Genomic DNA, 26,790 nt, shown 5'->3' on the forward strand with positions numbered 1-26,790 from the left:
AATCCCCCCCCCCCCCCCCCCCCCCCCCCCCCCCCCCACCGCGCCCCCCCCCCCCCCACCCCCCCCCCCCCCCCCCTTGTCCCCCCCCCCCCCCCCCCGGGGCATGTCCGATTCCCACGGCGTACAGCCGGCCGAGACCGTCCGTGACCGGGTGACCGCCCGGCTCAGCGCCTGGGACCGGGAGGTCTTCCACCGGGTCGCCACCCGCCACTGGCCGGGTGGCGACCGGGTGCTGCCCCGGTTGAGTCATGCGGCGAACCATGGGCTGCTGTGGTTCGGCGCCGCGGCCGGCATGGCCGTCGTCGGGCGCGACCCGCGCTCGCGGCGGGCCGCCGTGCGCGGCGTGGCGTCCCTGGCGCTGGCGTCCGCGGCCATCAACACGGTCGGCAAGCGGTCCGTGCGCCGCGCCCGGCCGGTGCTGGACGCGGTGCCGCTGGTGCGCCAACTGAAGAAGCAGCCGTTCACCACGTCGTTCCCGTCCGGGCACTCGGCCTCCGCGGCCGCCTTCGCGACGGGCGTCCTGCTGGAGTCCAGGGGCTGGGGCGCGGCCGTGGCGCCGGTCGCCGCCGCCGTGGCACTGTCCCGCGTCTACACGGGCGTCCACTACCCGAGTGACGTGCTCGTCGGCGCGGCGCTCGGTGTGGGAGCCGCGTTCGCCGTGCGCGGGATCGTGCCGACGCGGTCGCAGTTGCCCGCCCCGGGCCGCCCGCACGCCGACGCGCCCGCCCTGCCCGGCGGCGCCGAGCTGGTCGTCGTCGCCAACCGGGGCTCCGGCTCCGGGGACACGGCCTCGCTCGTACGGGACGCGCTGCCGCGCGCCGAGGTGCTGGAGTGCGACCCGGACGACCTGGCGCACGTGCTGGAGAAGGCCGCCGTGTCCGGGCGGTGCCGCGCCCTGGGCGTGCTCGGCGGCGACGGCACGGTCAACCGGGCCGCCGCGGTGGCCGTCCGGTACGGCCTGCCGCTCGCGGTGTTCCCGGGCGGCACCCTGAACCACTTCGCCCACGACCTGGGCGTCGAGTCGGTCCACGACACCTGTCGCGCGCTCGCCTCGGGGGACGCGGTCCGCGTCGACCTGGGCCGCTTCGCCCCGGGGCCGGACGGCGCGCCGTACGGGTACTTCCTCAACACCTTCAGCCTGGGCGTGTATCCGGAGCTGGTACGGCTTCGGGAGCGCTGGTCGCCCCGGATCGGCGGCTGGCCCGCCGGTGTCCTGGCGGCGTGGAACGTGCTGCGCGGCGAGCATCCGCTGGAGGTCGAGCTGCGCGGCCGCCGGCGCCCGCTGTGGCTGCTGTTCGCGGGGAACGGCGTCTACCGGCGCATGGGCCCGACACCGGGCCGCCGCCACGACCTGGCCGACGGCCTGCTGGACGTCCGGGTGGTGCACGCCGGCCGGCTGCCGGGGCTGCGGCTGCTGGCGGCGGCGCTCGCCGGGCCGCTCAGCCGGTCGCCGGTGCACGCGGCGGAGCAGGTGCGGCGGGTGCGGGTCTCGGGCCTGGCGCCGGGGACGCCGCTGGCGTACGACGGCGAAGTGACGAAGGCCCCGCCGGAGTTGTTTGTCGACAAGGCCGACGAGGTGCTGACGGTCTACCGGCCGCGTAAGGCCCTGTGACGGCGGGGCCCGGAAGGTCTTTGGGCACCCGGCGGTCACCGTCCGAGCGTTCCCGCGTCCCCCATCACGATCACCGGGTTCTTCGCCGGGTCCAGGGCGAGCAGCAACTGCCGCATGTCGTCCCGCTGGAGGGAGATGCACGCGCGCGTGGGCCCGCCGTGGTCGACGTGGATCCAGACGCCGCCGCCCTTGCCGAGTCCCAGGGGGCGGACCTTGTTGAGGGGGGACGTGCCGGGGACGCGGTTGTAGTCGATGGCCACGACGTGGTCGAAGGAGCCCTCCAGGGGTTCGCCCAGGAAGCCCGTGCCGGACAAGTTGAACTCCGGGTCCTGGTCGTAGGGCAGCAGGGTGCCCGGGTCGGGCAGGGCTCCCCCGGCGTCGCCCAGGGCGAACACCCCGATGGGCGTCCGCAGGTCTCCGGCCCGGTGGTTGGCCGTCCAGCCGCGCAGCGCGTTGTGCGCGGGCCACGGCTGGCTGACGGCCTTCCACCCGGTCGCCGGATCGCGCTCGTACAGCACGGCGGTCGACTGGTGGGAGTGCGGTCCGTCGCCCTTGACGACGAGCGCCTGGCTGCTGGTGGCGGGGATGTGCGAGCGGGTACCGGGGCCCAGGCCGGGGATCTCGGCGGGCGCGGGCCGCGTGGGCCGTACGGGCGCTCCGGGTGCCGGGGCCGCCGCCGTCTTCTTCACCGGGCCCTGGGGGCCGGTGGCTGTCCGTGGCTCTCCCGCGCATCCCACGAGCAGTCCGGCGCACACCGCGGCGGTGAGCACGAGACGTCCTGCGCTGTTGACGACGGGCATGTCGGAGCCTTTCCCTTCATCGCCGGCGGCCGGGCGGCGTGGACTGCGACCACCGGATGATGATCTGCTGATCCCGTTGCCGAGCGCGGTGGTGACGGGGCGACGCGCGTGAATTTCCCCCGGTCCACCTAGCGCGGGCCCGCACCGGGCCCGTTCCGTGTACGAGTTCGAATCCGGGGCACCCGGAGGGCGGAGGTGCAGATTATGGTTCCCATCCTGCTCGTTCTGCTGCTGGCGCTGGTGCTGTTCGGCTTCGGCTTCGCGGTGAAGGTGCTGTGGTGGATCGCCTTGGCGGTCCTGGTGATCTGGCTGCTCGGCTTCCTGATGCGCACGACGACGGACGCCGGACGGTCACGCTGGTACCGCTGGTAGCGGGTGAGAGAGGGTCAGGTCGCGGAAGCGGACAGGAGAAACGGATCAGAGCAGGGGCCCGAGCGGCCCCAGGTCGATGTTGAGGTCCTCCGGCGCGAGTCCGAAGCGCGTGCGGAGGACCTCCATCCGGTCCTCCAGCAGCATCAGCGTCAGCCCGATCCGCTCCTCCTGCTCCTCGGTGAGGTCCCCGCTCTCCACGCGCCGCAGCGCCTGGCGCTCCATGAGCTGTCGCAGCAGCTCCACGACCGTCAGGACGAGCGCGGCGAGGTCCCGTTCGACGGTGTCGGGGTCGAGCTCCACCGTGCGGCGGCGCGGCGCGGTCACGGGCCCACCTCCCAGGGGGACGGCACGTCCTCGCTCACCGAGCTGATGAGGGCCTTCAGGTCGACGCGTACGAGGTCGACGTCGGCGATCCGGAGGGTCAGGTCACCCGTGAGCACCACACCGCCCGCGAGCAGCCGGTCCAGCAGGTCGACCAGGGCGATGCGCCGCACGGCCAGCGGCTCCACCGCGCTCGACGAGCTCGTCGTGCCCACCGTGCTCATCGGCCGGCCTCCTGGCCCTCATGGGCCTCCTCGTCCGCCACGCCCGCGAACGAGTACGGCGCCCACGGCCCCGTGAGTTCGACACGTACGCCCGGCTCGGACGCCCCGTCGACCAGCTCGACGAACCGCTGGCTGCGCGCCCGGTCCACCAGGTAGGCGGCGTTGAGCACGTTCACCCCGGCGGCGCCGGAGAGCCGGGCGTCCTGGGGCCGGTGGACGGTGCCGGCCTCCGCGTACCGGGACAGCTCGGCGTGCAGCCGCCGGCACAGGGCGTCGGCCCGCTGCCAGTCGCCCTCGCGGCTGCGGCGGGCGTGCAGGCGGCGGCGCAGGTAGTCGCGGCCGCTCGCCCCGGTCGCGGGCTTCGCCGCTCCCGTCTCCGGCTCAGCCTCCGGTTCGACTCCGGCGCCTGGCTCCGCGTACACCTTGACGCCCCATTCGACCCGGCCGTCCAGCCGCTCAAGGGCCCGTACGAAGCGGTCGTGCCCGTCCTCCAGCAGGCGCCGCACGCCGCTGTCGTCGCGGCAGACGGTCGCGAGTCGCAGCGGGAGCGGGCAGGTCACGGTCGACAGGGCGGAGATCACCGCGTCGTGGGCGCGCGCGGTGCCGGCCAGCCAGTCGAGGTCCTCCAGGCGGGCGCGCAGCGGCGCCTCGTCGAACTCCTCGGCCGGGACGGCGCCGGTGACGGCGACCAGGTCGCCGTGGCGCAGCAGCCTGGGCGGTTCGCCGTCGATGCCGCGTGCCCCTTCGGGCAGGACGCCGTCGAAGGGTCGCGTGACGGCGTACACGTAACGCAGCCGGTCGGTGCTCATGCGGTGCGTCCCTCCAGTTCGGCGATGCGGCGCTGCAAGTCGGCGTTCTCGCGGGCCAGTTCGCTGTGGCGGGCGCGGGAGGAGAGCGCGGGGTCGCTCTCCCACCAGTCGATGCCCATCTCCTTGGCACGGTCGACGGAGGCGACGACGAGGCGCAGCTTGATGGTCAGCAGCTCGATGTCGAGCAGGTTGATCTTGATGTCACCGGCGATGACGACGCCCTTGTCGAGGACGCGCTCCAGGATGTCGGCGAGGTTGGCGCTGCTGCCGTCCGAGGCGTACGGGCTGGGCAGGCCGCCGCCGGGGCGTGCGGGGCGTGGGGTGGTCATGGCTGTCTCGGGCCCTTCTCCAGTCGGTCGAGGAGCTCGTCCTCGCGGCGGTCGAATTCCGCCTCGTCGATCTCGCCCGCCTCCAGCAGTTCGTTGAGGCGGGCGAGTTCGCGCTGTACGGCGGCGGGGTCGTAGTACTGCCGCTCGGCCTCGGCCACCACCTGGCGCAGCACCCAGGCGGTGCCGCGCACGGGGGCGGCCGGCAGGAGCAGCAGCTCGCCCAGCAGGCCCATGGCTCGGGTCCTTCCCTCTCACTCCACGAAGCTGTACGGCGGCAGCGGTCCGTTCACCTGGAGCACGAGGTGGTTGTGCGTCTGCCGGAGCTTGTCGATCGCGGTGATGAGGGCGCCGGCGCGGTCCCGCTCCACCAGGAACGAGATGTTGGCCAGCCAGCCGCCGCTCTCCGGGCCGGGGCGGACGTCGGCGGCCTCGGCCTCCAGCGCCTGCTGGATGAGGACCGCGTCGCTCGCCTCCCGCTGCTGGACGGCGGCCGCGACGCGTTCGCCGAGGGCCAGCTTCTGTTCGTACGTGCCGCCGCCGGCCGCGCGGTTGGCCTCGCTGAGCTCGCGCAGCTCGGGGTTGTCGGCGAGCACGCGGTGCAGGACGGCCTCTTCGTCGTGGCTGGCCTTGACGTTGTACTCGACCTTGTCGTCCAGGGCCCGCAGCCGTTCCAGGTAGTGCTCCTCGCGCTCGCCCAGGACGGCGACGACCGCGTCGTCGTCGGGTGAGATGCCGCCGAACCGCATCGGCAGGACGGCTCCGCCCGCGCCCGCCTCGGCCAGCACGTTCTGGTGGGCGAGCAGGTCACGCCGCTTGGGCCTGAGGTCCTCGGGCGCGTCGCTGACGAGCGCGGCGAGGGCGCCGTGGGTGAGGACGCGGACGGGCTGGGGCGGTTCGCCGATGCCGCCCATCTTCTCGGGCAGGCTCGGGTGTGAGCTGCGTGCGATTCCGTAGACGTACGTGCTCACTCCTGCTCCTCCTTCTTGCGGGTCGACGACGAGCGGCCGGACGAGCCGCTGGACGAGCCGCCGGACGAGCCCTTGAGGGCGTCCGAGATGGTTTCGGCGGCTCCGGAGAGCGCCCCCTTGGACTTGCCGCGGGCGCCGGACTCGGTCATCTCACCGACCAGGTCGGGCAGTCCGGGGTCCTTGCGGGGGCCCGCCTCCAGGTCGAGGCGGTTGCATGCCTCGGCGAAGCGGAGGTAGGTGTCGACGCTGGCGACGACGACCCGGACGTCGATCTTCAGGATCTCGATGCCGACCAGGGACACACGGACGAACGCGTCGATGACGAGTCCGCGGTCCAGGACGAGTTCGAGGACGTCGTACAGGCCGCTGGTGCCGCGGGCGCCGCCGCCTCCGCCTTGCTGTGCCGGGACAACGGTCATGGTGGGGTGCCTCCCTCCCTCAGGAACGGTCGGCCCTGCCGCGTTCGTAGCGGCGGACGCGCCGGTAGCCACTGAGCTCGCCGTGGGCGTCGAGTTCGACGTCGTACGAGGCGAGCAGGCTCATCGTGTCGGGGACACGGGCCAGTTCGAGGACCTCGACGGTCAGGCTCCAGCCGTCCTCGGTGCGTTCGAACGACGACACCGACTCGGCCTCCATGCCGGTCAATTCGGCGAGCTGGGCGCATGCGCCGCGCAGCACCTGCATGGGGCCGGGTGACTGTTCCCGGGGCTGTTGTTGTGCCCGGGCGCTCTTCGCCCGGGCGTTGGTGTGGTTCTGGGTGTTCTCGGGTTGGTTCGCCATGAATGCCTCGCTCTTCGGGTTGCCGTGACTCGGGCCCGCAAACCCTTGGCCCTGGCTCGTGCGCGGCTCAGCGCAGTGCGTCGAGGCGCCGGCGGGCCGGACCGAGGGCGCGGGGGCGGAGCGCCGAGCCGTCCCAGGGGGTACTGCGGGCCTGTTCGAGTGCGGTGGCGACGGTCCAGCGGCGGGCGTGGGTGGCCGGGTCGTCGAGCTGGTCCCAGCGCAGCGGCGTGGCGACGGGGGCGCCCGGCCGGGCGCGTACGGAGTAGGGCACGACGGCGGTCTGCGCGTAGCCGTTGCGCTGGACGTCCAGGTAGAGGCGGTCGCCGCGGGCCTGTTTGCGTGCGGCGGTGGTGAGTTCGCCGGGGTGGGCGGCGGCGAGGGTGTCGGCGACGTCGCGGGCGAAGCCGCGCACGTCGTCGAAGGCGCTGTGCCCGTCGAGCGGCACGATGACGTGCAGCCCCCTGGAGCCGGTGGTCATCAGGGCGGAGGGCAGCCTGAGCGCGTCGAGGAGTTCGCCGAGGAGGTGGGCCGCGCGGCGTACGGCGTCGAAGTCGTCCTCGGGAGGATCGAGGTCGAACACCATGCGGTCGGGCCGGTCGATCCGGTCGGCCTTCGACTGCCAGCGGTGCAGGGTGACGCACGCCTGGTCGGCGAGGTGGAGGAGCGTGGCGGTGTCGTCGCACACGGTGTGGGTGACGGTGCCGCCCTCCTTGGGGACCGTCACGCGGTGCACCCAGTCGGGGTAGTTGCCGGGCGTGTCCTTCTGCATGAAGCGGGGGCCGTCGATGCCGTCGGGGTGCCGTTCGAGCATCAGCGGCCGGCCGCGCAGGTGCGGCAGCATGAAGGGCGCGACGGAGTGGTAGTAGTCGGCGAGTCCGGCCTTGGTGATCCCGTCGCCGGGGAAGAGGACCTTGTCGGGGCGGTGGATGTCGACGGTTCGGCGGCCGGCGCGTACGGCCCTGGTGCTGCTCGTACTCATCGTGTGCGCGTACCCGGCCGGCCCCGGGCCACACCCGCAATCCCGTTGCGGGGCGGCGGTGCCGGGGCGGACGATCCGTTGCCATGAGTGTCTTCCTGGAAACGCCCCGGCTGGTGCTGCGTACGGTCACGGAGAACGACCTGGACCACGTGGTGGCGCTCGACAACGACCCCCGGGTCATGCGGTACCTCAACGGCGGCCGGCCCGTGTCGCGCGACGAGGTGCGGACGGGAGCGCTGCGGCGGCTGATGGGGCCGGGCTTCTGGGCCGCGGAGGCGCGCGGCACGGGCGAGTGGCTGGGCTGGTTCTCGCTGGAGCCACTGGCGGAGGAGGGCACGGTGGAGCTGGGCTACCGGCTGCGCCGGCCGGCATGGGGCCGGGGGTACGCGACCGAGGGCGCCCGGGCGCTGCTCGACAAGGGGTTCGGGGAGCTGGGCGTGCGGCGGGTGACCGCGCAGACGATGACGGTCAACGCGGGGTCGCGGCGCGTGCTGGAGAAGTGCGGGCTCCGTTACGTCCGGACGTTCTTCGAGGAGTGGCCCGACGTGATCGAGGGCTCCGAGCAGGGCGATGTGGAGTACGCCCTCACGCGCGAGGAGTGGCTGGCGGCGACCCGGCCCTGAAGGCCGGAGGGGCCAGGGCCGCAGGGCACGGGCCCGGGGGCTCGTCGGTCTTACGGCGCGGGGGCTCGGCCTTGGAAGGCGTACGGGTCCGGGGCCCCCGGCCCGAGTCGGTCTTACGGCGCGGGCGCTCGGCCACGGGGCCCCCGCGTGGCGGACCGGTGCGGGGGGCGGGCCGGGGTCGGCCGCCTCCCGCACCGGTCACGGTGCCACGACGCGCTCCACCAGCAGTTGTACGGCCGCCACGATGGCCTCGGCGTCGATGCCGGCCTTGTGGAGCTGCTCGTCCGGGGTCGCCGACGCGGGCATGTTCCGTACCGCGAGGCGGGCCATGCGCGGGGCGGGCCGGCCGTCGGAGAAGGCGTCCGCGACGGCGTCGCCGATGCCGCCCTCCGGGTGGTGGTCCTCCACGGTGAGGATGCACCCCGTGGCACCGGCCGCGTCGTCGAGCGTGTCGGCGTCGACGGGCTTGACGGAGTACAGGTCGATCACCCGCACCGGGATGCCGTGGTCGTCGAGCAGGTCGGCGGCCTTGAGCGCCTCGTGGACCGTGACCCCGGCGGCGACGATCGTCGCCCGGTCGTCGTCGCCGTGGGTGCGCAGCACCTTGGAGCCGCCGACGGGGAAGGTCTCGTCCGGCCCGTACAGCACGGGCAGGTCACCGCGAGAGGTGCGCAGGTACCGGACGCCCTTGAGGTCGGCCATCGTGGCCACGAGCCTCGCGGTCTGGTTGGCGTCGCACGGGTACAGCACGGTGCTGTCGTGCACCGAGCGGAACATGGCCAGGTCCTCCAGCCCCATCTGGGACGGTCCGTCCTGGCCGATGGCGACGCCCGCGTGGGAGCCGACGAGGTTGACCCCGGCGCGGCTGACGGCCGCCATCCGGACGAAGTCGTACGCCCGGGTCAGGAAGGCCGCGAAGGTCGACGCGTACGGCACGTAGCCGCGCGTCTGGAGCCCCACGGCGGCGGCGACGAGCTGCTGTTCGGCGATGTAGCACTCGAAGTACCGGTCGGGGTGGGCCTTGGCGAAGAACTCGGTACGGGTGGAGTCGCTGACCTCCGCGTCGAGCGCGACGACGTCGGCGCGTGCCGAGCCGAGGGCCTCCAGGGCGTGCCCGTAGGCGGTGCGGGTGGCGACCGAGTCGCCGACGTCGAAGCGCGGCAGCTCGGGCTCGGGCGGTTCGCCCTCGCCGCCGTTGGTGACGGTCTTGCGGCCGGTGGTCCGCGGGGGTTTCTGGACGTCCACGTGGACGGACCGGGGGCCGCCCAGCTCCGCGATGGCGGCCTCGGCGTCCTTGAGGGGCTTGCCGTGGAAGCCCTCCAGGTCCTCGACGGCGGCCACGCCCCGGCCCTTGTGGGTGGCGGCGAGGATCACGGTCGGCTGCCGGATGGTGGAGCGGGCCTCGGCGAACGCCCGGTCGAGGGCTTCCACGTCGTGGCCGTCGACCTCGATCGTGTGCCAGCCGAACGCGTGCAGCCGCCGCTCGTACGCGGCCAGGTTGTGCTCGTGCCGGGTCGGTCCGCGCTGCCCCAGCCGGTTGACGTCGACGATCAGGGTGAGGTTGTCGAGGTGGTTGTACGCGGCGTGTTCGACCGCCTCCCACACCGAGCCCTCCGCCATCTCGCTGTCGCCGGACAGGACGTAGACGCGGTACGGGATCTCGTCGAGGCGCTTGCCGGCCAGCGCGATCCCGACGCCGACCGGCAGGCCCTGCCCGAGTGAGCCGGTGGCGACGTCCACCCACGGCAGCCGGGGCGTTGGGTGCCCTTCGAGGCGGCTGCCGAGCTTGCGGAAGGTGAGCAGTTCGTCGTCGTCGACCGCGCCGGCCGCCTTGTACATGGCGTACAGCAGCGGTGAGGCGTGCCCCTTGGAGAGCACGAACCGGTCGTTGCCGGGGTGCTCGGGGTGGTCGAAGTCGAAGCGGAGGTGGTGGGCGAGGAGGACGGCCGCGATGTCGGCCGCCGACATGGACGAGGTGGGGTGCCCGGAGCCGGCGGCGTCGGCGGCGCGTACCGCGTCGACGCGCAACTGCTGTGCGAGGGTGGCCAGTTCTTCGTGGTGCATGTCACTCCTTGCCGGGTCCACCGGGGATCCGGGCCAGTTCGGGCGAGGCGGTGTCGAGGGGCACCTGCCAGGAGCGGAGCAGGCCGAGCTGGACGGCCTGGCGCGGCAGGGCGGCGTCGAGCAGCCAGTCGGCGGCGACCCGCACCCGGTTGCCGGGCATGGCGGCCAGGTGGTAGCCGCGGGTCACGGCGCCGGCGACCGGGCCGGACAGCTTCACGCCCATCGGGTTGGCGGCCGCCTTGACCCCGCCGAGGTCGACGGCGAAGCCCAGGTCGCTGTGCTTGTACGGGACGGCCTCGCCGTACCCGAGGGACGCGGCGACGTTGCGGGCGGCGACCTTGCCCTGCCGGGAGGCGTGCTGCGCGGTCATGGGCGTGAACTCGCCGGGCCGGGTCAGGTCCGGTACGGCGGCGGCGTCGCCGCACGCGAAGACGTCGGGGTGGCCGGGGACGCCCAGTTGCGGGGTGACGACGAGCCGGCCGCGCTCGACGGGCAGGCCAAGCTCGGAGACGAGCGGGTCGGGGCGTACACCGACGCACCAGATGAGCGAGCGGGTCTCGACGAACTCGCCGTCGTCCAGCAGGACCCCGTCCGTCCGGGACTCCTTGACCGACGTCTTGGTGCGCACGTCCACGCCCCGGCTGCGCAGCACCTCGTCGGCCGTGCGGGAGAGCTTCTCGTCGAGGCCGGGCAGGACGCGGTCGGCGACGTCGAGGAGCATCCAGCGGGGCCGTACGCCGGCGGGCCAGGCGGGCTGCTTGCGGACGAGGGCGTCGGTGAACATCTTGCCGTGCGCGGCCAGTTCCGTACCGGTGTAGCCGGCGCCGACGACCACGAAGGTGCAGCGGGAGGTGCATTCGGCGGGGTTCCCGGAGGCCGAGGCGAGCTCTATCTGCCGGGTGATGTGATCGCGCAGGTACAGCGCCTCGGGCAGGCCGCGGAAGCCGGTGGCGTTCTCGGCGACGCCCGGGATCGGCAGGAGTTTGCTGACGCTGCCGACGGCGAGCACGAGCCGGTCGTAGGTGAGGGTGCCCTCGGTGCCTTCCGGGTCGGTGTAGTGGACCGCGCGCCCGTCGAGGTCGACGTGGTCGGCCTGGCCGAGCACCAGCCGTACGTGGCGGAGGGTGCCGGGCAGGGACACGGTGATCCGGCGCGGTTCGAGGACACCGGCGGTGACCTGGGGCAGCAGCGGGAGGTAGAGGAAGTAGTCGGTCGGGTTCAGCAGCACGATCTCGGCGCTTCCGCGCAGGCTGCGGGAGAGGTGCCGGGCGGTCTGGTATCCGGCGAAGCCGGCTCCGACGATCACGACGCGCGGCAGGGCGCGGGCGCGGGTGCCGTCGGTGTGGCCGGGCCGGCCGGAGGGGCCGGGAAGCGGGCCGGACGGGCTGACGGACGGGGTCACAGGGCCTCCAGCGTCATGTCTGCGTGCACAGCTTCGTCAAGCGGACGGACCTTCCCGGTGCCCCGGAGCCTGCCTCCCAAACGCGGCATACCGGTCACCGGGCGGCCCCTCAGCGGCGTCGGCGCAGCGCCGTCACGGCCGCCGCGGCGCCCGCCAGGGCTCCGGCGGCCAGGGCGACGGGGTGGCGCAGCAGGACGGTGTCGGCGTAGAGGGCGTGGGAGGTGGCGTCGAACCGGCCGTGGGCGCCGAAGTCGCGGCCGAGGGGGCCGTCGACGGGTGCCCAGAGGTTGCTGGGGGCCGGTTCGTCGGCGTGCCCGGCGAGCGGCGCGCCGGGGTCCTGCTGGGCCTCGTACATGGTCCGGGCGAGGTAGCGGTCGAGGAGGCCGGGCGCGAGGGCGTTGGCGAGCAGGGTGGCGACGGTGGAGGCGCCGACCCGGTACTCGCGGCGGCCCGGGTGACCGGCGGCGTGGACGACGGCCCGGGCGGCGACCTCCGGCTGGTAGACGGGGGCGACGGGCCGGGCGCGGCCGGGCATCCGGGAGAGCACCCAGTCGAACTGCGGGGTGTTGACGGCCGGCAACTGCACCATGGTGGTGCGCACCTCGCTCCCGGCGTGCAGCAGCTCGCAGCGCACGGACTCGTTCCAGCCCTGGATGGCGTGTTTCGCGCCGCAGTACGCGGACTGGAGCGGGATGCCCCGGTAGGCGAGGGCGGAGCCGACCTGGACGACGGTTCCCCGGTCGCGGGGGACCATGCGGCGCAGGGCGGCCCTGGTGCCGTTCACGTACCCCAGGTAGGTGACCTCGGTGACGCGGCGGAACTCGTCGGGACCGATCTCGGTGAAGGGCGCGAACACGCCGGTGAAGGCGTTGTTGACCCAGACGTCGATGGGGCCGAGTTCCGTCTCGACCCGCTCGGCCGCCTCCTCGACGGCCTCGTGGTCGGCGACGTCGACCGGCACGGTGAGGGCCTCGCCGCCCGCCTCGCGCACCTCGGCGGCGGCACCCGCCAGGCCCTTCTCGCCGCGCCCGAGCAGGGCCACGCGGTCGCCGCGCGCGGCGAAGGCGCGGGCGGTCGCCCTGCCGACGCCTCCGCCGGCGCCGGTGATCACGACGGTGCGCGGCTGCGGCGGGTTCGCATCCATGCGGCGGCGGGTACCCCGGCCGGCCCGGGGCTTAACGGGCCACCACTCCGTATCAGAATGTGAGAAGCGCGTATCATCATGCGACACGGCAACGTACGGTGGCGGCACCAACCACCCGGCAGTCAAAGGGAGTACGGCGATGGCCGACGCTGTCTACACGCATGGGCACCACGAGTCGGTGCTGCGCTCGCACCGGTGGCGGACGGCCGCCAACTCGGCGGCGTACCTGCTCGGCGAGGTGCGGCCGGGACTGGACGTGCTGGACGTGGGCTGCGGCCCCGGCACCATCACGGCGGACCTGGCGGCGCTCGTCACCCCGGGCGGCAGCGTGACGGCGGTCGACGCGGCGGGCGGCGTCCTGGAGCAGGCCCGCGCCACGGTGGACGAACGCGGCCTGGACAACGTGGAGTTCGCCGTCGCCGACGTCCACGCGCTGGACTTCCCCGACGACTCCTTCGACATCGTCCACGCCCACCAGGTGCTCCAGCACGTGGGCGACCCCGTCCTCGCGCTGCGCGAGATGCGGCGGGTGTGCCGGCCCGGCGGTGTGGTCGCCGCACGCGACAGCGACTACGCGGCCTTCGCCTGGTACCCCGAACCGCCGGTGCTGGACGAGTGGCAGGAGCTGTACCAGCGGGTCGCCCGCGCCAACGGCGGTGAGCCGAACGCCGGCCGCCGGCTGCTGTCCTGGGCCCGGCAGGCCGGGTTCACCGACATCACCGCCACGGCCGGCACCTGGTGCTACGCCACACCCGAGGAGCGTGCCTGGTGGAGCGGGCTGTGGGCGGACCGCACGACCGCGTCGGCGTACGCGAGGCTCGCCGTCGACGGCGGTCACGCGACCGAGCCGGAGCTGGCCGCCATCGCCGAGGGCTGGCGCGAGTGGGGGCGCCAGGACGACGGCTGGTTCCTGGTGCCGCACGGCGAGGTGCTGTGCCGGGTGGCGTGAGGGCGAATCGATCTCACTGCCCCACTCGGTCAACTACCCTCGCCGGTATGGAGATCCTCGGCACCACGCTGCGCGTCTGCGTCGACGACCTGGAGACCTCGGTGGTCTTCTACGAACGGCTCACCAAAAGCCGCGCGCTCCGCTTCGAGCGCGGCGGCGTGTCCGTGGCGGCCATCGGCTGCTTCCTGTTGATGAGCGGCCCGGAGTCCGAGCTGGAGATCCTCCGCAAGGTGGCGGCCACCATCGCGGTCGAGGACGTGGACGCCGCCCACACCACGCTCACCGAGGCCGGCGCGAAGGTGCTGGCGGGGCCGGTGCCGACGCCCGTCGGGCGCAACCTGATCGCGGTCCACCCCGACGGTTCGGTCTTCGAGTACGTCGACCAGCGCCGCTGAGACCCGGGACCGCGACACCGGTCCTATATGATTAATTCAATGCTTTATGACACCTATGTCGGTTATGACAGCAGGTGACGAGAACGATGCCTTCGGAACGGCACAGCGACGGACAGCGGCGCGATTCCCGCGATGGCGGGGGCGGCCCGCCGCGGCGGATGTCGGCACCGAAGGCCATGCGCTCCGCTGCCCAGCAGTTGCAGGAGCTGCTGGGCAGGCCGCCGGAGTCGGTCTCCGCGCTCCGGCCCACCGATGACGGGTGGGAGGCAGAGGTGGAGGTGCTGGAGCTGGAGCGGATCCCCGAGACCACCAGTGTGCTGGCGAGCTACCGGGTGACGCTCGACACAGAGGGTGAGCTCATGGCGTACGAACGGATCCGCCGCTACACGCGCGGACAGATCGACCGGCGCACCTGAGCCCCGGCCCGGACCGCCCGAGCAGGCGGTCCGTGAAAGGAGGCACCATGACGGTGGTGCCGCAAGGAGGCGGAGGTCCTGTCGCCCGGGGCGGAGGCGGCGGCGGGTCCTCATCGCTGTACGACGTGCTGGAACTGATCCTGGACCGCGGCCTGGTCATCGACGTCTTCGTCCGCGTGTCACTGGTGGGCATCGAGATCCTCAAGGTCGACGCCCGCATCGTGGTGGCCAGTGTGGACACCTACCTGCGCTTCGCCGAGGCGTGCAACCGGCTCGACCTCGAAAGCGGGCGCAAGGCTCCCACGCAGCTCCCCGAGCTGGTGGGGGAAGTGACCGAGGGCGGGGCCCGGGGCAAGAGCAAAGGGGCGCTCACGGGAGCGGTGGAGGCCATCTCCGACTCGTTCACCGACTCGTTCCGCAAGGGACGCGACGACGAGCGCGACGAAGAGCCCGAACCGGTAGAGGAGCGGGAGAGGTCACGGCCACGCCGTCCTCCCCGGCGCCGGGAAGAGTGAGCCATGGCGGTCTACGTCTATGCGATCACGTGGGAGAGCCACCCCCTGCGCCTCGACGGCGTCTCGGGCGTGGGCGAGCCCGCCCAAGAGCTTCGTGTGGTGGCGGAGGGTGACCTCGCCGCCGTCGTCAGTGACGCGCCGGACGGCCTGCGGGCCAAGCGCCGTGACGTGCTCGCGCACCAGACCGTCCTCCAGGAGCTCCTGGGACAGGCCGGCGTGCTGCCGCTGCGCTTCGGTTCGCTGGCGCCCGACGACGACGCGGTGCGCGATGCGCTCAAGGAGCGCGCCGAGGGCTACCGGGAGCGGCTGGACGCCCTGGACGGCTGCGTGGAGCTGCACCTGAAGGCGTCGTGCGACGAGGAGGTCCTGCTGCGCGACGTGCTGCGGGAGTCGGAGCAGGCACGGCGCATGAACGAGGAGATCCGCGGCGGGCGCGGCGGCCAGGACCTGAAGATCTCCCTCGGTGAGCTGGTCGCGGCCGGGGTCGACGCCCGCCGCGAGTCCCTGGCGGCCGGCGTGGTGGAGGCGCTGCGCCCACTGGCGCGTGAGGTCCGGGAGTCGGACGCGGTCGGCGACGACTTCGTGAGCGTGTCCTTCCTCGTCGAACGCGAACGGCAGAGCGGCTTCCTGGAACGGGAGGCGGAACTCGCCGGGCAGTTCGGCGACGGCTTCGCGTTCCGGCTGCACGGGCCGCTGCCGCCCTACAGCTTCGTGTAGGGAAACCGCCGGTCATGGGCCTCTTCACCCAACTGATCACCCTTCCCCTGGCTCCCGTGCGAGGGGTCGGATGGGTGGTGCGGAGGGTCGCCGAGGCCGCGGAGCAGGAGTACTACGACGCTCGGCCGGTCGTACGCGCTCTCGCCGAACTGGAGCGGGAACTGACATCCGGCCGGATCGATCAGGAGACCTTCGACAGGCGCGAGGACGAGCTGCTGGACCGGCTCGAGGAGATCCAGCGCTTCTGGGAAGGCAGCGGACCATGACGTGCGAGGAGGACCTAGCGCGATGAACAACGCGACGACCGGTGCGGCGCTGCTGAGCGGTTACGTACTGGGACGGACCAAGAAGGGCAAGCTCGCCATCACCCTGGCGACGTGGATGCTGCGGAAGAAGATCAACCCCAAGAAGGCGGTGTCGACGGTCATGGATTCACCGGCCGTCGACGCGCTCAGCGAGCGGATACGCAACGACCTCGTCGCGGCAGGCAAGGAGGCCGCGGCCACGGCGGTCGCCGCCCGGGCGGACCGGCTGGCCGATTCCCTGCACGAGCGGACCGCCGGCCTTCGCAGCGGTCTGCCCTCCGTGCCCGGCGCGGAGGACGAGCGCGGGGACGAGTACGAGGGCGAGCACGAGGGCGACGGCGAGGAGGAGCGCGAGGACGAGCAGGGGGACGAGGCCGCCGAGGAGGAAGAGCGGCCCAAGCCGCGCAAGCGGGCGACGCGGGCCGGGTCCGACCGGCCACGCCGCGGTCCGGCGGGCAAGGCGGCCGGTGCGGCGGGCAAGGCGGCCGGTGCGGCACGCGAGAAGAAGACCACCGGCACGTCCACGTCGGCACGGAGCGAGGGACGTGACAGCGGCACGGCGAGGAGGTCCCGGTCATGAAGGGCGGAAAGGGCACGGACGTGGTTTCCGGTGCGGGTGACCGGCTGAAGGAGGAGCTGCGGAGCTACCTGGAGGCCCGAGCCGAGCGGGCGGTGAGCACCATGGGCGAACGCCTGGGCGAGGCCACGCGGCAGCTCGGCGACCCCGGCAATTCCCTCGGCAACGTCCTCGGCACCCTCTCCAAGGGCGGCGAAGCGTACGGCAAGGGCAAGTCACCCGGCGGTGTCGCGGCGTCCATGGCCTTGTCGCAGGTGGCCGGCGGGGTGAAGGACAAGGTGTCCGGTCTGGTGGGCGCCGTCACCGGCAAGGCGGGCAAGGGCGGCAAGGGTGAGACGCGGGGGAAGAGCGTCGTGATCATCGAGGACGTCGACATCGGGGTCCCCGTACGCCAGGCCTACGACCAGTGGTCGCAGTTCCAGCAGTTCGGCCGCTTCGCCAAGGGCGTCGTCAACGTCCAGCAGTCCGACGAGACCACCACCGACTGGCAGGTGAAGGTCGCCAAGGCCAACCGGAGCTGGCAGGCGAAGATCGTCGAGCAGGTCCCCGACGAGCGGATCGTCTGGACGTCCGAGGGACCCAAGGGCACCACGAAGGGAGCAGTGACCTTCCATCCCCTGGGCGACAACCTCACCAAGGTGCTGCTGGTCCTGGAGTACTTCCCGAAGGGGCTGGTCGAGAAGACCGGGAACATCGTCCGCGCGCAGGGCCGGCGGGCCCGCCTGGACCTCAAGCTCTTCCGCAAGTTCGTCACCCTCCAGGACGAGCCCGCGGAGGGCTGGCGCGGCGAGATCCGCGACGGCGAGGTGGTGCGCGACCACGAGGAGGCGGAGGACGGCCAGGAGCACGCCGAGGACGAGGAACGGGACGAGGACGAGGACCGGGACCTGGACGAGGACGAGGAACGGGACGAGGAACGGGTCTCCGCACGGGGCGGGCGCGGCCGCGAGGGGCGTCGCCGCACCGCGTACCAGGAGGAGGACGACGAACCGTACGGACAGTACGCGGAGGACGACGACGAGGACTGGGACGAGGAGCGGGGCCGGCCCGGGCGGAACGAGGAGGACTGGGAGGAGGAGGACGAGGACGACGAGGGGGCCTACGAAGAGGAACGCCCACGCCGCCGGGCCGGCGCCCGGGGCTGACCGACGCCGAATCGAGGTCGACCGGCCGTGACAGAACCTCTCTCCAACAGCCTGGGTTCGTTCCCGTCCCGGGCCGCGCCCCCGTACGGGCAGGGCTCGTCGGCGAACCTGGCGGACATCCTGGAACGCGTGCTCGACAAAGGGATCGTCATCGCGGGTGACATCCAGATCAACCTCCTCGACATCGAGCTCCTGACCATCAAGCTCCGGCTGCTGGTGGCCTCGGTGGACAAGGCGAAGGAGATGGGCATCGACTGGTGGGAGCACGATCCGTCGCTGTCGTCCCGGGCCGACCGCCGTGGACTCGCGGAGGAGAACCGGCGGCTGCGCGAGGAGATCGAGGCGTTGCGCGGCGAGCGTGCGCTCGGCCGGGCCGAGCCCACCGCCGACGAGGCGGCGGAAGGACGCGGGCGCAGGCCGTCCCGTGCGGCAACCGGCCGGCAGCGGCCCGTGGAGGAAGGCCGATGAGCGGGAGCGTCAGCTATCTGTACGCCGTCACCGAGGCGACGCCCGCGGTACGGGACGCGGTGGAGGGCCTTACGGGCGTCGCCGGTGCGCCCGTGCGTGTGGTGGCGGACGGGGAGCTCGCGGCGGTGGTGAGCGCGGTACCCGCCGCGGACTTCGAGGAGCGGCCGCTGGCGGCCCACTTGGAGGACCTGGCCTGGCTGGAGGCCGTCGCCCGCGCCCACCACGGGGTCGTCGACGCAGTGGCGGGCCGCGCCACCGTGCTCCCGCTGCGGCTGGCCACCATCTACCGCGACGACGAGCGCGTCCGGGCGCTGCTCCGGGCGGGCCGGGGCGCGTTCCTGGCCCGGCTGTCGAAGCTGGCCGGTCACGTCGAGTGGGGCGTGAAGGTCTACGCGGAGCCATCCATGGCGGCGGGCGCACCCGGCGGCGCGGTGCGCGGGGCCTCCGGGGGCGCCGGCCCGGAGGCGGGCGGCGCGGGGGCCGCGGAGGCGCCGGAGCTGAGCCCCGGGCGGGCCTATCTGCGCGGCCGCCGACAGGAGCGCACCGCCAGGGACGACGCCCACCGGGCGGCGGCGGAGGCCGTGGGGCGCATCCACGAGGCGGCGCGGGCCCATGCCGTCGAGCACGTGCGCCACCGAGTCCAGCAGGGTCCGCTGGTGCGCGGTACGGGGGAGAACATCAGCAACGACGCCTACCTGGTCCCCGCCCGGCTGTCGGACGCGTTCCTGGCGGCGGTCCGGGAGGCGGCCGGGAGCGGGGAGCCCGTACGGGCCGAGGTCACCGGACCGTGGGCGCCGTACTCCTTCGCCGCCGACGCCGCGACGGAACCGGCCCAGGAGGAGGCGACCCCTGGATGACCATGGACGCCCGGCCCGCCACGGCCGGCCCCGCCGGCCTGCCGCAGCGCCAGGTCGCCCTGATCGACCTGCTGGACCGGCTGCTGACCGGTGGCGTGGTCATCACGGGCGACGTCGTCCTGTCGATCGCCGACATCGACCTCGTACGGATCTCGCTGCGTGCGCTGATCGTGTCCATCAGCGCCGAGAACCCCCCTCCCTGGGACCGCGCCGTGACCGCCGCCCCTCCTGATCCCCATGCCGCCCGATCCTGACCCGGCCCGCTACCGGGAGGTCGCCGACGCGGCCGCCCGCGCGTTCCGGCTGCTCCCGGCCGCCCCGGGTGAGCTGCCCCGGCCCGGGCGCACGGCCTCGCCTCCGCGGCCGGCCCGCCGGATCAACACCGATCCGGACAGCGTCGAGCGCGACCTGATGAAACTGGTGCTGACGCTCGTCGAGCTCCTGCGGCAGCTCATGGAGCGGCAGGCGCTGCACCGGGTGGACGCCGGGGACCTCACGGAGGAGGAGGAAGAACGCCTGGGAGCGACCTTGATGGTCCTGCACGACCGGATGACCGGACTCTGCGCGCGGTACGGCCTCGCCATGGAGGAGCTCAACCTGGACCTCGGGCCGCTGGGAACCCTGCTCCCGCCCCCGGAGGACCATGAGTAGTATAAATCTCCAATATGGGGATCCGCGTGCTTGGTCCGCCACCCGGCGGGTAACTGCGCGTTGTAGGGGCGTGTTCCGCACGGCGCCCCGCCGGTGCGGGCGATCGCCCAGGAGGTGACACACATGGCCACGGGCAAGAAGGCCAAGAATGTGGCGCGGACCGCCAAGGGCAAGGCCAAGGAGGCCACCGGAAGGGCGGTCGGCAACGAGAGTCTCGAGGCGAAGGGACGGCTCGAGCAGATGAAGGGCGACGCCAAGCAGACGGTGGAGAAAGGCAAGGACACTCTCAAGCACTGACTCAGGTGTCATGGCCGGCGAGCGGCGGGGCCGCCCGCCGGCCGACGCCTGTGCGCCATCGGGCCCGTCCCCTCACGACCCGTCCGTCCTCCCGCGCCCCCTCACGACCCGTCCGTCCTCCTGGGCCCGGTCCGGAAGTCGTAGCGCGCCGGGAGCGGCTCGTCCGTCGCCGCCGACCACAGCTCGCCCAGCGTCTCGGCACCCTCCCGCAGGTCCGGCACGTCGAAACCCGCGTCGAACACCGCCCGCGCACCCGCCCGGTCGCCCTCGGCGAGCAGCACCCGCACCTCGGCCAACCGGAACGCTCCCCGCTGCCGCGTCCCCGGGGGCAGCCTGTCCAGCACGGCCCGGGCGGCACCGGGGCGGCCCGCCGCCAGCAGCGCGTCGAGCGCCTCGCGGGAGAGCGCGACCAGGACGGGGGTGTCATCCGTACCCAAGGAGGCGCACAGGCCGTCGAACGCCTCCGCGTACCGGTCGGCGGCCCGTTCGGGGTGGCCGCCCTCGCGGTCGGCGACGGCCAGGCAGCGCAGCAGCGGCCACCGGGCCGCCCCGGCGCCGCCCAGGCCGCGCTCCCAACTGCGGGCGGCCTGCGCGCGGTCGCCCGCGTGCCACTGGGCGACGCCCAAGTGGTACTCGGTGTGCCAGTCCGCCGGCGCCGTCTCCAGCATGTCCCGCCAGTGCGGCGCGACCAGTGACGGACCCGGCGGCGCCCCCGGCGGCGGCGCGGGCAGCGTGCCCGTGCGCAGCAACTCCCGCCACGGCTCCTGCTGTTCGCCGATGGCCGACTCGGCGAAGGGCGTGCCGGGCAGCGTGAAGTGCCCGCGCAGCACCTCCAGCGCGCCCCACCCCGACCCGGTGGCCAAGAGCGTGCCGGGCTCGGTGTCGGCGCACCGGCGCCAGGCCCGGTACGCGGCCTCGACGTCCGCCCGGGGCAGTTGTTCCTCCAGCCGCTTCGCGACCTCCTCGCGTGCCGCGCCCCAGTCAGCGCCGTGCACGGCGCGCGGGTCGGCGGCCAGCGGCCCGTACGCCTCCAGCCAGCTCAGCTCCCCGTCGGCGTCCAGCCGTAGGTGTTCGAGCTGGGTGCGGGCGAGCCCGGCCTGGATCTCGGCGTAACCGGGCGCTCCGGGCGTCCCTGGCCCGGTGAGCCACTCCTGCCAGCGCCGCCCGCCCCTGGCGTGCCCCCACACGAACAGCTTGCGCCCGCGCAGCAGGTCGGTGGAGGTGTGCACGAACCCCTCGCCGTCCGCGTCGAGCGCGGCGATCCACTTCCGGGAACCGTCCGGCACCTCGTAGAACCAGTCGCCCGAGTGGGCGCTGTTGAGCGGGTACGTACGGTCCTCGCCGTCCTGGTACGGCACCGGGACGCGGCGCAGGGCGTGGGCGTGGCCGTGGTGCCAGGCCTCGTCGGCGGGTGCCAGGACCCGACGGTCCTCGGGGACGGCGATGTTGGTCCACCAGTAGACGGGCGCGGCCCGCTCGTGCGGGTTGCGGAGGCGTACGCCCGCGTAGAGGAAGTCCGAGCCGGCCGGCAGCCACAGGTCGACCTGGAAGGGCAGGTCGCGCAGCCGCTCCCACTCCCACAGCCGCACCATGTCGCCGCCGTCGGGCGCCGGGACGACGGCGGCGTGCAGCGGGGCGCAGGTGAGGGTGGTGTGGCCGGTGGCGCCGATGTTCCACTCGATGCCGCCGGAGAACCAGGCGCCGTTGAGGGCGAAGGCGGCGGGCTGGAACACCGGGTTGCGGTGGAGGAGTTCACGGCCGGTGGGCTTGTGGTGGAGCGAGTGGACGCGGCCGCCGAGCCCGGGCAGCACGGTGACGCGCAGCCGGTCATTCTCGATCACGATGGCGTCGAACGCGGTGTCGGTGCGGTCGCGCCCGTACCCGTCGAGGACTCGGGTGGGCAGCGGCGTGCGCAGCGGCGCGTGGCCGGTCTGGCGGGCCATGTCGCGGGGCATGGCCCGCCGGGTGGCGTCGTCGACGGTGCGGGGCCGGTCGAGGAGGCGGAGTGCGGGAAGCGGGTTCTCCGGTCCCAACGCGGCGGCCGGCAGGGTCAGTACGGCACGGCGCACGGTCGTCCCGGCGTTCGTCGTCATGACGACCATGGAACACGGTGGACGCCCCCCGGGCCAGGGCGTCTCACCCCCGCCGGGGCGCGGCGGCAAGGGGCTGGTCGGCCGTGATCGCCCAGCGTTCGTGGTCGCGCCAGGCGCCGTCGATGAAGATGAACGCCGGGGAGAAGCCCTCCAGTCGGAACCCTGCGCGGCGCACGAGCGCGATCGACGCCTCGTTCAGTGGCTGGACGTTGGCCTCCAGCCGGTGCAGGCCGAGCGGCCCGAAGGCGTAACCGAGGACCAGGCCCAGCCCCTCGCTCATCAGGCCCCGGCCGGCCGCGTGGGCGAAGGCGCCGTAGCCAAGGGTGCCGCTGAGGAAGCCGCCCCGGACGATGTTGTTGATGTTGATGAACCCGGCGATGGCGCCGCCCGCCTCCCGCTCGCAGACCAGGAGCGGTTCGGCGGCCGCGCTCTCGATGCGGGCGCGCGCGTAATCGGCGTACGCCTCGGGGGTGTCCGGCGGGAAGAGCCACGGACGGTGCAGGTCCCTGCTCTCGCGGACCCGTGCGGTGAACTCCTCGGCGTCCTCGTGGGCGAAGTGCCGGATGCCGACGCGCGGGCCTTCGGCGAGGTAGCGGGCGTGGGGGCCGTTCGCGGACATCCGGTCAGGGTAACGGGGGCGTCAGCGGGGGCGCTTCGGGCGGGGCGCCGCCTTCCGGGGTGGGCACTTCTCGCCCTTCTTCATCACCTCGACGGAGAGGGTGCGGCCCCCGAGGTCCGTACCGGGGGCTGGGTGCTGGGAGCAGACCTTCCAGTTCGTCGGCCACAGCACCGTACGGTCGTAGCCGCTGGCGTCACGCACCTCGACCTTGGTGCGGTAGTCCATCGTGGTGAAGACGGTCATGAGCCCCTTGCCGGTGAAGTCGGGCAGCGGCGGGACGGCATTCGCGGCGGTCGCCGCCGCGCTCGCCGCGCTCGCCGGGCCCGTCGCCGTCAGGACGAGGGCCAGCCCCGCCGCCACCGTGACCGCACGCCGCACTGTCGCCTCCCGGGTGGAAAAACGCCGCCGCCCCCGGCAACCAGGATGTGCGGATCCTGGCCGCGCGGGGGCGGTGGAGCGGGCCGTACGGGTGATCAGTGGTGGGTGACGACGAGCTGCGGCTCGTCGGTGTCGGCGGTGTCGGCCGGGTCCGGGCGCTGGATGAGCAGCGCGGTGACGACGCCGATGCCGAGCAGGGCCAGCGCGGTGTACATGGCGTGCTGGTAGCCGGCCTCGGTGACGCCCTGGGCGTCGCTGCCCGCGCTGATCATGGCGGAGGCGAGGGCGATGCCGAGCGAGGCGCCGATGCCGAAGCAGGCCCCGTTGAGACCGGAGAGGGAGCCGGGCTTGTCTTTGGGGGCGGTGGTGACGGCAAGACCGTTGAGCCCGGTGAGCATGAAACCGCCGTACGTGACGCCGAGCGCGGCGAGCGCGGCGACCAGGATCCACTCGCTGTGCAGGAACAGCGTGGCGAAGATGAATATCGCGAAGTTGGCGACGGCACCGGTGACCACGACCGTGCGCCAGCCGATCTTCGGGCCGAGGCGGCCGGTCAGCGGGGCGGAGATCACGCCGATGAGCTGGATGGGGGTGAGGAAGAGGATCGCCGCGGTCACCGCGCTGAGGCCGAGGCCGACCCGGGCGTCCTGGGAGAAGAGGGGGATCGTCAGCGCGATGGCGCCGAACGCGCCGCCCAGGGTGCACACGGTGGTGAGCAGCAGCGGCCAGGCGCGGCGGGAGGCCAGGACATCGAGGTCGATGACCGGGTTGGGGGCGCTCTTCTGCGAGACGACGAAGAAGACGAGGGAGGCGACGCCGCCGAGCAGGAAGCCCAGGGTGAGCGCGGAGGTCCAGCCCCAGGCGCCGCCCTGGGCGAGGCCGACGAGGATGCCGGTGAGGCCGAGGGCGAGGGCGGCGATGCCCCGGGAGTCGAAGCGGGCGTCGGCGTCGGTGGTGGGCGGGACGTCGGGGACGTACCGGCGTACGCCGATCAGGCCGGCGACGGCGATCAGGGTCGAGCAGACGAAGATGCCGCGGAAGCCGATGGTGTCGGCGATCTGACCGCCGGCGATGGCGTCCACACCGGCGAGGCCGCCGTTGACGGCGGTGATGATGCCCGCGGCCTTGCCGAAGCCGGCCGGGGTGAGGAGCTGGTTCAGGGTGAGGAAGGCGAGGGTGAACATCGCGGCGGAGATGCCCTGGAGGACGCGGCCGGCGATGAAGATCTCGATGTTCGGCGCGAAGACGCACAGCAGGTTGCCGATGATCAGGACGAACGCGCAGACGATCATCATCGGCTTGCGGCCGCGCTGGTCGCTGAGGCGGGCGAGCGTGACCTGGCCGATGGCGGCCATCAGGAAGAACAGGGTCTGCGACAGGCCGGCGGCGGCCGTGGTGGTGCCGAGGCGCTCGATGACGTCGGGCAGCGCGGGGCTGAGCATGGTCGCGTTGATCTGGTAGCCGAGCACGGCCATGACCATCGCCAGCAGCATGGGGCCACGGCCCGCGAGGTCTGATTCGGCTCCGGAACGCGTCCGGCCGAGCGAGATGGACATGTCGGCCCCTTTGCCTTGGATGTCATGTCGGGATCGGTGAAACGGCACGCCGCTTGCCTTGTCAGACAAGTGCTGCTGAGCCAGATTGAGATCTACGCGCGTAAACGTCAATACCCTGCCGCCAACTTTTCGAATTGCCGCAGCTCAGTGCGGCTGAATCGAGACCGAACACCATTGCCGAGCCCGGCCGCCGCGGCATAACTTGCTGACAAGTGAGCCGAGGAGGGGCAGTGGTGGTCAGCAGCGCTGAGCAGCGGAGACCGGTGGTGGTGCTGTACGAGCGGATCGTGGACGCCATCCACGCCGGCACCTACCCGCCCGGCTCGACCCTCCCCTCCGAGCCCAAGCTCGCCGCCGAGCTGGGCGTCAGCCGCCCGGCCCTGCGCGAGGCGCTGCTGCTGCTCCAGGAGGACGGGCTGCTGTCGGTGCGCCGTGGAGTCGGCCGGACCGTCGCCGACCGGCCGCCCCGGCGCGGCTTCGAGCACATCCAGCCGCTGGAGGAGCTGATCGGCGCGGGCGCCCCCGTGCGCGTACGGGCCCTGTTGCGGGCGGTCGAGGAGCCGACCGACTTCACCGCCCAGCACCTGCTCGCGGCCGCCCGGGCCCGGCTGCGGTTCTGGGAGTCCCTGCTGGCCGCGGACGGTACGGCGGCGGCGCTCAGCCAGGAGTGGGCGGCCGCCGAGGACGTCCTGGAGGCGGCCCACCCGGGCTTCGCACGGACCCTGGAGGCCGTCGCCGGACAGCCGGACGCCGCCCGCACGTCGATGCTCGCCGTGCTCGTCTCGTCGTCACGGGGTGTGCCGCTGAGCGCCCACAGCAGCGTGACGGCCACGCTGGTCGGGCAGCGCCGCGGGGAGCAGCTCGGCCGGCCGGCCGACACCCCGGCCGTACTGATCACCCAGGTCGTCCGCACCGGCGACGTCCCCGTCCTGGCCGCGAAGCACATGCTGCCAACGGGCGCGGCGGCCCTTCCGGTCCTCCAGTCGAACTGACCCTGCCGCCGCTCCCCGGTCACCGGTTCCTGTCGCTGGCCCCTGTCGGGGGCCTGCCCCCTACCCCCGGGTCGCCGCCCACTGCCACCGCCGCCCCTGCCCCCTCCGCCGCCGCACCCCGGGTCCCCGCCCCCTCCGCCGCCGCACCCGGGTCCCCGCCCCCTGCCGATCGACCCCTGCCACCGGCCCCTGTCGGCTGCGTCACGGCGCCGGGGCGGGGCGTGCCGTACACTCGCGCCCCATGCACTTGTCTGACAACGTCCCCGCCGACGCTCCCGCCATCGCCGACTGGATCCGCCGCGCCCCCAAGGCGGTCCTCCATGACCACCTGGACGGTGGCCTGCGCCCCGCCACGATCATCGAGCTGGCCCGCGAGTGCGGTTACACCGGCCTGCCGACCGAGGACCCGGCCGAGCTCGCGGTCTGGTTCCGCGACGCCGCCGACTCCGGCTCACTGGAGCGCTACCTGGAGACGTTCGCCCACACCTGTGCGGTGATGCAGACCCGCGAGGCGCTGTTCCGCATCGCGGCCGAGTGCGCCGAGGACCTGGCGGCGGACGGTGTCGTCTACGCGGAGATCCGGTACGCCCCCGAGCAGCACCTGGCGGGTGGCCTGACCCTGGACGAGGTCGTGGAGGCCGTGAACGACGGCTTCCGCGAGGGTGAGCGCCGCACCGGCGGGCGGATCACCGTCGGCACGCTGCTGACCGGCATGCGTCACACGGACCGGTCGCTGGAGATAGCCGAGCTGACCGTCGCCCACCGTGAGCGGGGCGTGGCCGGGTTCGACATCGCGGGCGGCGAGATCGGCAACCCGCCCTCCCGGCACCTGCCGGCCTTCCAGCACCTGAAGCGGCACAACTGCCACTTCACCATCCACGCGGGCGAGGCCGTCGGCGCCGAGTCGATCCACGAGGCGGTGCAGGTCTGCGGCGCCGAGCGGATCGGCCACGGTGTGCGGATCACCGACGACATCCAGGTGCACGAGGACGGCACGGCCACGCTCGGCCACCTGGCCGCGTACGTCCGCGACAACCGCATCGCACTGGAGGTCTGCCCGACCTCCAACCTCCAGACGGGCGCCGCGAAGGACTACGCGACGCACCCGATCGACCAGCTCCGCCGCCTGGGCTTCCGCATCACGCTGAACACCGACAACCGCCTGGTGTCGGGCACCACCATGAGCCAGGAGTTCCAGCACATGGCGGACGCCTTCGGTTACGGCCCGGAGGTCTTCGAGGAGTTCACGGTCGCCGCCGTCGAGGCCGCGTTCCTGCCGCTGCCGGAGCGCCGCCGGATCATCGACGAGCTGATCCGCCCGGGTTACGCGGCGCTCTAGCCGCGCTCCAGCCGGCCCCCAACGGCCCTCCGGCGGCCATCCGGCGCCCATCCGACGGCCATCCGGTCGGCGGCCCTTCGGCCGGCGAGGTCCG

General features: G+C 73.4%; 35 protein-coding genes. 18 read left to right on the plus strand and 17 right to left on the minus strand.

The window, feature by feature from the left end; genetic code table 11:
• Nucleotides 1-103 precede the first annotated feature (103 nt).
• Nucleotides 104-1,612: a phosphatase PAP2 family protein gene (locus ACZ46W_RS03265; RefSeq protein WP_468330490.1), complete on the plus strand. Its 1,509-nt coding sequence runs from the start codon at nt 104-106 to the stop codon at nt 1,610-1,612.
• 35 nt (nt 1,613-1,647) lie between these two features.
• On the opposite strand, the gene ACZ46W_RS03270 is transcribed toward ACZ46W_RS03265, so the two are convergent.
• Nucleotides 1,648-2,412, minus strand: a complete 765-nt coding sequence (locus tag ACZ46W_RS03270; RefSeq protein ID WP_468330493.1) for a hypothetical protein — start codon at nt 2,410-2,412, stop codon at nt 1,648-1,650.
• Between the two features lie 204 nt (nt 2,413-2,616).
• Between ACZ46W_RS03270 and ACZ46W_RS03275 the strand changes: the two genes are divergently transcribed.
• Nucleotides 2,617-2,784, plus strand: coding sequence for a hydrophobic protein (locus tag ACZ46W_RS03275; protein WP_366126381.1), 168 nt, complete (start codon nt 2,617-2,619; stop codon nt 2,782-2,784).
• A gap of 45 nt (nt 2,785-2,829) precedes the next feature.
• On the opposite strand, the gene ACZ46W_RS03280 is transcribed toward ACZ46W_RS03275, so the two are convergent.
• The 9 genes from ACZ46W_RS03280 to ligD all read right to left on the minus strand — a co-directional run bounded on the left by ACZ46W_RS03280 (nt 2,830) and on the right by ligD (nt 7,194).
• Entirely contained in the window at nt 2,830-3,108 is a 279-nt protein-coding gene (locus ACZ46W_RS03280; RefSeq protein ID WP_468330496.1) for a gas vesicle protein K, read from the minus strand.
• Nucleotides 3,105-3,329 carry a gas vesicle protein gene (locus tag ACZ46W_RS03285; RefSeq protein WP_468330498.1) on the minus strand — a complete coding sequence of 75 codons (225 nt, stop codon included), beginning with the start codon at nt 3,327-3,329 and terminating at the stop codon, nt 3,105-3,107. Before ACZ46W_RS03285 ends, ACZ46W_RS03280 begins: the two co-directional genes overlap by 4 nt.
• Entirely contained in the window at nt 3,326-4,138 is an 813-nt protein-coding gene (locus tag ACZ46W_RS03290; RefSeq protein WP_468330500.1) for a GvpL/GvpF family gas vesicle protein, read from the minus strand. The genes ACZ46W_RS03285 and ACZ46W_RS03290 overlap by 4 nt, the downstream gene beginning before the upstream one ends.
• The gene (locus ACZ46W_RS03295) at nt 4,135-4,467 is read right to left on the minus strand and encodes a gas vesicle protein (protein WP_468330503.1); all 333 of its coding nucleotides are present in this window, start codon (nt 4,465-4,467) and stop codon (nt 4,135-4,137) included. The genes ACZ46W_RS03290 and ACZ46W_RS03295 overlap by 4 nt, the downstream gene beginning before the upstream one ends.
• The gene (locus ACZ46W_RS03300) at nt 4,464-4,700 is read right to left on the minus strand and encodes a gas vesicle protein GvpG (protein ID WP_468330506.1); all 237 of its coding nucleotides are present in this window, start codon (nt 4,698-4,700) and stop codon (nt 4,464-4,466) included. Before ACZ46W_RS03300 ends, ACZ46W_RS03295 begins: the two co-directional genes overlap by 4 nt.
• An 18-nt stretch (nt 4,701-4,718) precedes the next feature.
• Nucleotides 4,719-5,435: a GvpL/GvpF family gas vesicle protein gene (locus tag ACZ46W_RS03305; protein WP_468330509.1), complete on the minus strand. Its 717-nt coding sequence runs from the start codon at nt 5,433-5,435 to the stop codon at nt 4,719-4,721.
• The gene (locus tag ACZ46W_RS03310; protein WP_468330512.1) at nt 5,432-5,854 is read right to left on the minus strand and encodes a gas vesicle structural protein GvpA; all 423 of its coding nucleotides are present in this window, start codon (nt 5,852-5,854) and stop codon (nt 5,432-5,434) included. Before ACZ46W_RS03310 ends, ACZ46W_RS03305 begins: the two co-directional genes overlap by 4 nt.
• A gap of 19 nt (nt 5,855-5,873) precedes the next feature.
• Entirely contained in the window at nt 5,874-6,215 is a 342-nt protein-coding gene (locus ACZ46W_RS03315) for a gas vesicle protein GvpO (RefSeq protein ID WP_366126389.1), read from the minus strand.
• Nucleotides 6,216-6,282: 67 nt separating this feature from the next.
• Complete coding sequence (gene ligD, locus ACZ46W_RS03320; protein WP_468330515.1) at nt 6,283-7,194, minus strand: non-homologous end-joining DNA ligase; 912 nt, start codon at nt 7,192-7,194, stop codon at nt 6,283-6,285.
• 83 nt (nt 7,195-7,277) lie between these two features.
• On the opposite strand from ligD, the gene ACZ46W_RS03325 reads away from it, so the two are divergent.
• Nucleotides 7,278-7,817 carry a GNAT family N-acetyltransferase gene (locus ACZ46W_RS03325; protein WP_468330518.1) on the plus strand — a complete coding sequence of 180 codons (540 nt, stop codon included), beginning with the start codon at nt 7,278-7,280 and terminating at the stop codon, nt 7,815-7,817.
• 198 nt (nt 7,818-8,015) lie between these two features.
• Here the strand turns inward: ACZ46W_RS03325 and ACZ46W_RS03330 are convergent, their stop codons facing one another.
• From ACZ46W_RS03330 to ACZ46W_RS03340, 3 genes are all read right to left on the minus strand, one after another.
• Nucleotides 8,016-9,881: a transketolase gene (locus tag ACZ46W_RS03330; RefSeq protein WP_468330521.1), complete on the minus strand. Its 1,866-nt coding sequence runs from the start codon at nt 9,879-9,881 to the stop codon at nt 8,016-8,018.
• Between the two features lies 1 nt (nt 9,882).
• Nucleotides 9,883-11,187 carry an NAD(P)/FAD-dependent oxidoreductase gene (locus ACZ46W_RS03335; RefSeq protein WP_468332422.1) on the minus strand — a complete coding sequence of 435 codons (1,305 nt, stop codon included), beginning with the start codon at nt 11,185-11,187 and terminating at the stop codon, nt 9,883-9,885.
• 205 nt (nt 11,188-11,392) lie between these two features.
• Nucleotides 11,393-12,427, minus strand: coding sequence for an SDR family oxidoreductase (locus ACZ46W_RS03340; RefSeq protein WP_468330524.1), 1,035 nt, complete (start codon nt 12,425-12,427; stop codon nt 11,393-11,395).
• Between the two features lie 139 nt (nt 12,428-12,566).
• On the opposite strand from ACZ46W_RS03340, the gene ACZ46W_RS03345 reads away from it, so the two are divergent.
• The 13 genes from ACZ46W_RS03345 to ACZ46W_RS03405 all read left to right on the plus strand — a co-directional run bounded on the left by ACZ46W_RS03345 (nt 12,567) and on the right by ACZ46W_RS03405 (nt 19,719).
• Nucleotides 12,567-13,376, plus strand: coding sequence for a methyltransferase domain-containing protein (locus tag ACZ46W_RS03345; RefSeq protein WP_468330527.1), 810 nt, complete (start codon nt 12,567-12,569; stop codon nt 13,374-13,376).
• Between the two features lie 47 nt (nt 13,377-13,423).
• Nucleotides 13,424-13,771 carry a VOC family protein gene (locus ACZ46W_RS03350; RefSeq protein ID WP_468330530.1) on the plus strand — a complete coding sequence of 116 codons (348 nt, stop codon included), beginning with the start codon at nt 13,424-13,426 and terminating at the stop codon, nt 13,769-13,771.
• A gap of 86 nt (nt 13,772-13,857) precedes the next feature.
• Nucleotides 13,858-14,187, plus strand: coding sequence for a gas vesicle protein GvpO (locus ACZ46W_RS03355; protein ID WP_468330533.1), 330 nt, complete (start codon nt 13,858-13,860; stop codon nt 14,185-14,187).
• 47 nt (nt 14,188-14,234) lie between these two features.
• A complete protein-coding gene (locus ACZ46W_RS03360) occupies nt 14,235-14,702 on the plus strand; it encodes a gas vesicle structural protein GvpA (protein ID WP_468330536.1) in 468 nt (155 codons plus the stop codon).
• 3 nt (nt 14,703-14,705) lie between these two features.
• On the plus strand, nt 14,706-15,419 hold the full coding sequence (locus ACZ46W_RS03365) for a GvpL/GvpF family gas vesicle protein (RefSeq protein WP_468330539.1): 714 nt from the start codon (nt 14,706-14,708) through the stop codon (nt 15,417-15,419).
• A gap of 14 nt (nt 15,420-15,433) precedes the next feature.
• A complete protein-coding gene (locus tag ACZ46W_RS03370; RefSeq protein WP_468330542.1) occupies nt 15,434-15,685 on the plus strand; it encodes a gas vesicle protein GvpG in 252 nt (83 codons plus the stop codon).
• Between the two features lie 22 nt (nt 15,686-15,707).
• Nucleotides 15,708-16,304, plus strand: a complete 597-nt coding sequence (locus tag ACZ46W_RS03375; protein WP_468330545.1) for a hypothetical protein — start codon at nt 15,708-15,710, stop codon at nt 16,302-16,304.
• A complete protein-coding gene (locus ACZ46W_RS03380) occupies nt 16,301-17,446 on the plus strand; it encodes an SRPBCC family protein (RefSeq protein WP_468330548.1) in 1,146 nt (381 codons plus the stop codon). The genes ACZ46W_RS03375 and ACZ46W_RS03380 overlap by 4 nt, the downstream gene beginning before the upstream one ends.
• Nucleotides 17,447-17,473: 27 nt before the next feature.
• Nucleotides 17,474-17,914: a gas vesicle protein gene (locus tag ACZ46W_RS03385; RefSeq protein WP_468330552.1), complete on the plus strand. Its 441-nt coding sequence runs from the start codon at nt 17,474-17,476 to the stop codon at nt 17,912-17,914.
• Nucleotides 17,911-18,771, plus strand: a complete 861-nt coding sequence (locus tag ACZ46W_RS03390) for a GvpL/GvpF family gas vesicle protein (protein WP_468330555.1) — start codon at nt 17,911-17,913, stop codon at nt 18,769-18,771. The genes ACZ46W_RS03385 and ACZ46W_RS03390 overlap by 4 nt, the downstream gene beginning before the upstream one ends.
• Nucleotides 18,768-19,025 (plus strand): gas vesicle protein, encoded by a 258-nt coding sequence (locus ACZ46W_RS03395; RefSeq protein WP_468330558.1) that lies wholly within the window; start codon nt 18,768-18,770, stop codon nt 19,023-19,025. The genes ACZ46W_RS03390 and ACZ46W_RS03395 overlap by 4 nt, the downstream gene beginning before the upstream one ends.
• Nucleotides 19,009-19,422, plus strand: a complete 414-nt coding sequence (locus ACZ46W_RS03400; protein ID WP_468330561.1) for a gas vesicle protein K — start codon at nt 19,009-19,011, stop codon at nt 19,420-19,422. Before ACZ46W_RS03395 ends, ACZ46W_RS03400 begins: the two co-directional genes overlap by 17 nt.
• Nucleotides 19,423-19,545: 123 nt before the next feature.
• Nucleotides 19,546-19,719: a CsbD family protein gene (locus ACZ46W_RS03405; RefSeq protein ID WP_126885377.1), complete on the plus strand. Its 174-nt coding sequence runs from the start codon at nt 19,546-19,548 to the stop codon at nt 19,717-19,719.
• A gap of 101 nt (nt 19,720-19,820) precedes the next feature.
• Here the strand turns inward: ACZ46W_RS03405 and ACZ46W_RS03410 are convergent, their stop codons facing one another.
• The 4 genes from ACZ46W_RS03410 to ACZ46W_RS03425 form a co-directional block, all read right to left on the minus strand.
• Nucleotides 19,821-21,812 (minus strand): DUF5107 domain-containing protein, encoded by a 1,992-nt coding sequence (locus ACZ46W_RS03410; protein WP_468330565.1) that lies wholly within the window; start codon nt 21,810-21,812, stop codon nt 19,821-19,823.
• A gap of 43 nt (nt 21,813-21,855) precedes the next feature.
• On the minus strand, nt 21,856-22,431 hold the full coding sequence (locus tag ACZ46W_RS03415) for a GNAT family N-acetyltransferase (protein ID WP_468330568.1): 576 nt from the start codon (nt 22,429-22,431) through the stop codon (nt 21,856-21,858).
• Between the two features lie 21 nt (nt 22,432-22,452).
• Complete coding sequence (locus ACZ46W_RS03420; protein WP_468330571.1) at nt 22,453-22,809, minus strand: hypothetical protein; 357 nt, start codon at nt 22,807-22,809, stop codon at nt 22,453-22,455.
• A gap of 95 nt (nt 22,810-22,904) precedes the next feature.
• Nucleotides 22,905-24,365 (minus strand): MFS transporter, encoded by a 1,461-nt coding sequence (locus ACZ46W_RS03425; protein ID WP_468330574.1) that lies wholly within the window; start codon nt 24,363-24,365, stop codon nt 22,905-22,907.
• A 233-nt stretch (nt 24,366-24,598) separates the two neighbouring features.
• Here ACZ46W_RS03425 and ACZ46W_RS03430 point away from each other — a divergent pair, with 233 nt between their 5' ends.
• Nucleotides 24,599-25,357: a GntR family transcriptional regulator gene (locus tag ACZ46W_RS03430; RefSeq protein ID WP_468330577.1), complete on the plus strand. Its 759-nt coding sequence runs from the start codon at nt 24,599-24,601 to the stop codon at nt 25,355-25,357.
• Nucleotides 25,358-25,598: 241 nt separating this feature from the next.
• Complete coding sequence (locus ACZ46W_RS03435) at nt 25,599-26,696, plus strand: adenosine deaminase (protein WP_468330580.1); 1,098 nt, start codon at nt 25,599-25,601, stop codon at nt 26,694-26,696.
• Nucleotides 26,697-26,790 lie beyond the last annotated feature (94 nt).

Source organism: Streptomyces sp. NPDC031064, from assembly GCF_055570965.1.